Genomic DNA, 6,423 nt, shown 5'->3' with positions numbered 1-6,423 from the left:
TGGCCCTCACCCTAACCCTCTCCCGGAGGGAGAGGGGACCGATTGGGGGATATTTTAGAAATACACCGACCTGATCGAGCATTACCGAATCCATAGTCGACTGGTTTTTTCAGGTCGATGCATGACGCAAGACAACTCGGTCAGCTCCCTCTCCCTCGGGGAGAGGGCTGGGGTGAGGGTTGGGAGCACTGCAAATCGTCCTGAAGCACTGGGACAAAAAACTCAAAATAAGAAAACGAGTGGTGAACATGGACGTACACATCAAGCCGATTTCGGTCGGCACCCTGTTGCTCGCAATTTCTGTCAGCCAGGCCCAGGCGCAATACGTGGACTCGGGCAAACCCGGCGATCCAGCCAGTTGGCGCTCCGCCGAATTCCTGCGCGACTGGGGGCTGGACCGGATGCAGGCCGATCAGGCCTACGCCGCCGGCATCACCGGCAAGGGCGTGAAAATCGGCGCGCTGGACTCAGGTTTCGACGCGGCCCATCCGGAATTCGCCAGCGACCGTTATCACTCGGTATCGGCCAGCGGCAGCTACGTCGACGGTTCGCTGTTCACGGTCAATGGCACGCTCAATCCGAACAACGACTCCCACGGTACTCACGTGGTCGGCACCATGGGCGCATCCCGTGATGGCAGCGGGATGCATGGCGTTGCGTTCAATGCGCAGATCTACGTCGGCAACACCAACAAGAACGACAGTTTCCTGTTCGGCCCCAATCCCGACCCGCGCTATTTCAAAGCGGTGTACGACGCGTTGGCCGATGCCGGCGTGCGGGCGATCAACAATAGCTGGGGCAGTCAGCCGCCGGATGTCAGCTATCGAACCCTGGCGGACTTGCACGCGGCTTACGCCCAGCACTGGAACAAGGGCACCTGGCTCGATGCCGCCGCCGATGTTTCGCGCCGCGGCGTGATCAACGTGTTCAGCGCCGGCAACAGCGGTTACCCCAACGCCAGCGTGCGCTCGGCGCTGCCGTATTTTCAGCCGGACCTGGAAGGCCATTGGCTGGCCGTGTCGGGGCTGGATCAGAGCAATCAGCAGAAGTACAACCAGTGCGGCATCGCCAAATACTGGTGCATCACCACGCCGGGAGCGAAGATCGACAGCACCATTCCCGGCGGCGGTTACGCGATCAAGTCAGGCACCTCCATGGCCGCGCCGCACGCCACCGGCGCCCTGGCGCTGGTGATGGAGCGTTACCCGTACATGAACAATCAGCAGGCTCTGCAAGTGCTGCTGACCACCGCCACTCAACTCGACGGTTCCGTGACCGATGCACCGACCGAGCGGGTCGGCTGGGGCGTAGCCAACCTGAAGCGGGCGATGGGCGGGCCGGGGCAGTTGCTCGGCGCATTCGACGCAAATCTGGCCACCGGGCAACGCGATGTGTGGAGCAACGACATCTCCGACAAGGCACTGATCCAGCGCCAGGACGAAGACCTCGCCGAACACAACGCCTGGCAGCAAACCCTGCAGGACAAAGGCTGGCAGAACGGCGCTCCGGTCGGCGCCAGTCAGCAGGACCAGACGGATTACGCCGTCGGCACGGCCCGTGAGGCGGCGGCAGCCAATCGGGTGTATCAGGGCAGCCTGATCAAGTCCGGCGCCGGGCATTTGATTTTGACCGGCGACAGCACCTATCGCGGCCCGACCACGGTCAATGGCGGCCTGCTGAGCGTCAACGGCTCGCTGACGTCTGCGGTTACGGTCAATGACAGCGGCACCCTCGGCGGTTCCGGGCGAATCGGCGCACTGACCGCCAACAGCGGTGGTCGTGTGGCACCGGGCAACTCCATCGGCACCTTGAATGTGGCCGGTGACGTGACCTTCGCGCCTGGCTCGACCTACGCGGTGGAGCTGTCACCGACGGCCAGCGACCGCATTGTTGCCGGCGGCACGGCGTCCATCAGCGGCGCCACCGTCAGCCTGTCACTGGAAAACAGCCCGACCTTGCTCAGCACCGCCGAGGCAAAAAGCCTGCTCGGTCATCAGTACGACATTTTGCAAGCAGCGGGTGGCATCCAGGGCCAGTTCGGCGCCGTGGTGCCGGATTATCTGTTTATCGGCGGTAGCCTCGCGTACAGCGACAATGGCATCGCGCTGAATGTCGAGCGCAACGCGACGTCTTTTGCCAGCGTCGGCCAGACCCCGAATCAACGGGCCGTAGCCAGCGCCGTCGAAGGCATGGGCGCCGGCAATTCCGTGTATGAAAGCCTGCTGCTGTCGGCCACCGCCAACGATGCACAGCAAGCCTTCCAGCAACTGAACGGGGAAATCTACCCGGCCCTCGGTTCTGTGCTGATCAACGACAGCCGCCAGTTGCGCGACGCCATCGGCGAACGCCTGCACGACGCGAACACAGCGCAAAGCAACGGCTGGATCAAGGCCCTCGGCGCCTGGGGCACGACCGATTCGCGACACGACACCGCCGGCTACAGCACTTCAATCGGCGGTCTGCTGGCAGGCGTCGATGGCGCGCTGGACGAGCAGACCCGTATCGGTCTGGTCACCGGTTACAGCGACAGTTCGTTGAGCATGGGTTCCGGCACACATTCCTCGGCCAAGGTCGACAGCTACCACCTCGGCGCTTACGCAGGGCACGAGATCGGCGACTGGCGCCTGAGCACCGGCGCGGCCTACAGCTGGCATCGCGCCGACGTCAAACGTGATCTGCAATACGGCGATGTCAGCGCCAAGCAAAAAGCCAAGGTCGATGCCGCCACCACACAGGTGTTCGGTGAAGCGGCCTATCGAATGCACCTGCAACCGCTGGCCCTGGAGCCGTTCGCCAATCTGGCCTACGTGCATCTGGACAGCGATGGTTTCACCGAGAAGGGCGACGCTGCAGCATTGAAAAGCAGCGGCGACCAGCGTGATGCGGTGCTCAGCACCCTCGGCGTCAGGGCGATCAAGACGATCAACCTGTCGAGCACACAAAAACTCGATGTCAGCGGCCATCTCGGCTGGCAGCACAGCCTCACCGACATCGAATCGGAACAGCATTTGCGCTTCGCCAGTGGCAGCGCGCCTTACAGCGTTGAAAGTTCGCCGCTGCTGCGCGACGCGGCGCTGGTCGGTGTGCAGGCCAGCCTGGCACTGAGCCGCGATGTGCGGGTGAACCTTGATTACAACGGACAACTGGCCAGCCGCGAGAAGAGTCACGGCGTTGGCCTGAGCCTGAACTGGCAGTTCTGACTGATCGTTGATCGCTCCCACGCTCCCGCGTGGGAACGATCAATCCAATGCTGAACACACGGATTTTGTGCAACATCACTAAGGAAGGTCGCTGGATGAAAAATAACAACACCCCCGCGCAATCGGGTGGATGCTTTCGCCTGAAAACTCTCAATCGCGCCTTGCTTTGCGCCGTAGCCACCTGGGGTAGCGCACACGCCGCGCCCTACGTGGAGAACGGCCGGGCAGGGGATGCCGCCAGTTGGCGCAGCGCCGAGTTCAAGGCGGATTGGGGCCTGGGCGCCATCGGCGCCGATTACGCCTACGCCGCCGGTTACACCGGTAAAGGCGTGAAACTGGGCATCTTCGACCAGCCGGTATACGCCGCGCACCCGGAGTTTTCCGGGCCGAATAAAGTCGTAACGCTGGTCACCAGCGGCATTCGCGAATACACCGACCCGTACATCCCGGTGAAAGCCGGAGACGCTTTCCGTTACGACGGTTCCCCCTCGGTAGGTTCCAACGGCAAACTCGGCGCCCACGGCACCCACGTCGGCGGCATTGCCGCGGGCAGTCGTGATGGCGGGCCGATGCATGGCGTGGCGTTCGGTGCGCAGATCATCAGCGCCGACAACGGCGACCCGGGCCCGGAAGACGGCATCGTGCGCGGCAATGACGGCGCCGTGTACAAGGCCGGTTGGGACGCGCTGATCGCCAGCGGCGCACGGATCATCAACAACAGCTGGGGCATCGGCATCACGGACCGTTTCGACCTCGGCGGTCGCGACCCGGCGTACCCGCACTTCACCGTCAACGACGCGCAATTGCAGTTCAACGAGATCCGCACACTGCTCGGCACCAAACCTGGCGGCGCCTATGACGGTGCGATCGCAGCAGCACGCAGCGGGATCGTGACGATTTTTGCCGCCGGCAACGACTACAACCTCAACAACCCGGACGCCATCGCCGGCCTCGGTTACTTCGTGCCGGAAATTGCGCCGAACTGGATGACCGTCTCCGCGCTACAAAGAAATCCGGATCAGGCCAGCGCCAACCCGTACATCATCAGTACCTTTTCCTCGCGCTGCGGCTATACCGCGAGTTTCTGCGTCTCGGCGCCGGGTACGCAGATCTACAGTTCGATCATCGGCGGCACCAACGCCGACAATCTGACTACGGGCTACGCCAACTACAACGGTACGTCGATGGCTGCGCCACACGCCGCCGGCTCCGTGGCGGTGTTGATGGAGCGCTTCCCGTACATGACCGGCGCCCAGGTCGCCAGCGTGTTGCGCACCACCGCCACCGACCTCGGCGCACCGGGCATCGACGCTCTTTACGGCTGGGGCATGATCAATCTGCGCAAGGCCATCGACGGTCCGGCAATGTTCGTCACCGAGCAGGACATCCCGACGGAGTTCCGCATCGAAGGCGCCTACGGTTCCAGCCAGTTCGTGGCAGACCTGCCAGGCATCGGCGCGATCATCGACGCCGGCAAACCCACTGAGCGCGTGTGCACCGACATCACTTGCGGGCTCGACACTTGGCGCAACGACATTTCCGGCCACGGCGGTTTGACCAAGCAAGGGATCGGCACCCTCGTCATGACCGGCGCCAATACCTACACCGGTCCGACCCTGGTCAATCAGGGGCGATTGGCGATCAATGGTTCGCTGCAATCGGCGGTTACGGTCAACGACGGCGGCATCCTCGGCGGTAACGGGCGCATCGCGGCGCTGACCGCGAAAAGCGGCGGTATCGTCGCGCCGGGCAACTCCATCGGCACCTTGAACGTGGCCGGTGACGTGACCTTTGAACCGGGCTCGACCTACGCCGTTGAAGTCTCGCCCACCAGCAGCGACCGCGTCGTCGCTGGCGGCACTGCCAACATTGAGGGCGCCACGGTTGCCCTGACCCTGGAAAACAGCCCGACGCTGCTGACCACCGGTGAGGTGAAATCCTTGCTCGGCAGCCAGTTCAACATCCTGCAGGCGGCGGGCGGCATTCAAGGGCGCTTTGGCCAGGTCTTGCCGAGCTATGCGTTCCTTGGTGGCACCCTCGATTACTCCTCGGGCGGTGTTCAGCTGGAAGTGGGGCGTAACGGCGCGTCGTTCGCCAGCGTCGGCCTGACCCCGAACCAGCGTGCCGTCGGTGCGGCCGCCGAACGTCTGGGGGCGGGCAATGCGTTGTTCGAAACCCTGCTGCTGTCGCCGACCGCCGCCGTTGCGCAAGACGCGTTCCAGCAACTGTCCGGCGAGATTCACCCGGTCATCGGCACGCAGCTGATCAACGACAGCCGTTACCTGCGTGATGCGGTAGGCGAGCGCCTGCGCGAGCGGGATCTGTTCGATGCCGGTGCGCCGACCGATGACCGCAGCAACGCCTGGTTCAAAGTGCTGGGTGCCTGGGGCAAAAGCGATGGCGGCCATGAAAATGCCAACTCCAACAGCTCCATTGGCGGACTGTTGCTCGGTGTCGATGGCCTGATTACTGAAGATACCCGTCTGGGTTTCGTTACCGGTTATAGCGACAGTTCTTTGAACATGGGCAGCGGCACGCACTCGTCGGCATCGATTGACAGCTATCACCTGGGTACGTACCTGGGGCACCAGATCGATGCCCTGCGCCTGACCGCCGGCGCGGCTTACAGCTGGCATCGCATCGATGTCAAACGTGACCTGCAATTCGCCGGTGTCAGCGGCAAGCAGAAAACCAAGCGCGATGCGACCAGCGCACAACTGTTCACAGAAGCCGCCTACGATCTCGGTCTGCAACCGATGAACCTGGAGCCGTTCGCCAACCTGGCTTACGTGCACCTGAACAGCGACAGCTTCACCGAAAAGGGTGATGCCGCCGCACTGAAGGGCGGTGAAGACAACCGCGACGCCGTGCTGTCGACCCTCGGCGTTCGCGCCAAGCGCACGTTTGCCCTGTCGGACAAACATCAGCTTGAACTGGGCGCGACACTGGGCTGGCAGCACAACCTGAGCAGCGTGGACTCCGACAGCCACTTGGCCTTCGTCAATGGCAACAGCGCGTTCACCGTGCAAAGTGTGTCGATGGATCGAGATGCTGCGGTGGTCGGCGTACGCGCCGGTCTGGCGCTGAATCGCGATGTCCGGGTCAACCTGGACTACAACGGACTGATCGGTTCGAACGAGAAGGACCACGGTGTGGGCCTGACGCTGGACTGGCAGTTCTAAGGTGTAGCGGCAGTTCTGCAGAGAACTGCCGTTTTTGAAAG

Annotated in this window: 2 protein-coding genes; both read left to right on the top strand. The window is 63.0% G+C overall.

What is annotated here, in order from left to right:
- Positions 1-248: 248 nt before the first annotated feature.
- Positions 249-3,200, top strand: coding sequence for an autotransporter serine peptidase EprS (eprS, locus tag ACW9HX_RS07615; protein WP_457380121.1), 2,952 nt, complete (start codon positions 249-251; stop codon positions 3,198-3,200).
- A 95-nt stretch (positions 3,201-3,295) separates the two neighbouring features.
- Complete coding sequence (locus ACW9HX_RS07610) at positions 3,296-6,382, top strand: autotransporter domain-containing protein (protein ID WP_457380120.1); 3,087 nt, start codon at positions 3,296-3,298, stop codon at positions 6,380-6,382.
- Positions 6,383-6,423: the final 41 nt, after the last annotated feature.

Source organism: Pseudomonas sp. SDO52101_S400 (genome assembly GCF_054071635.1).
This window is presented reverse-complemented; position numbering and strand designations above follow the sequence as displayed.

Coding starts and splice junctions, on each gene's coding strand:
- ACW9HX_RS07610 (WP_457380120.1), top strand. CDS start 3,296: ATGAAAAATAACAACACCCCCGCGCAATCGGGTGGATGCTTTCGCCTG.
- eprS (WP_457380121.1), top strand. CDS start 249: ATGGACGTACACATCAAGCCGATTTCGGTCGGCACCCTGTTGCTCGCA.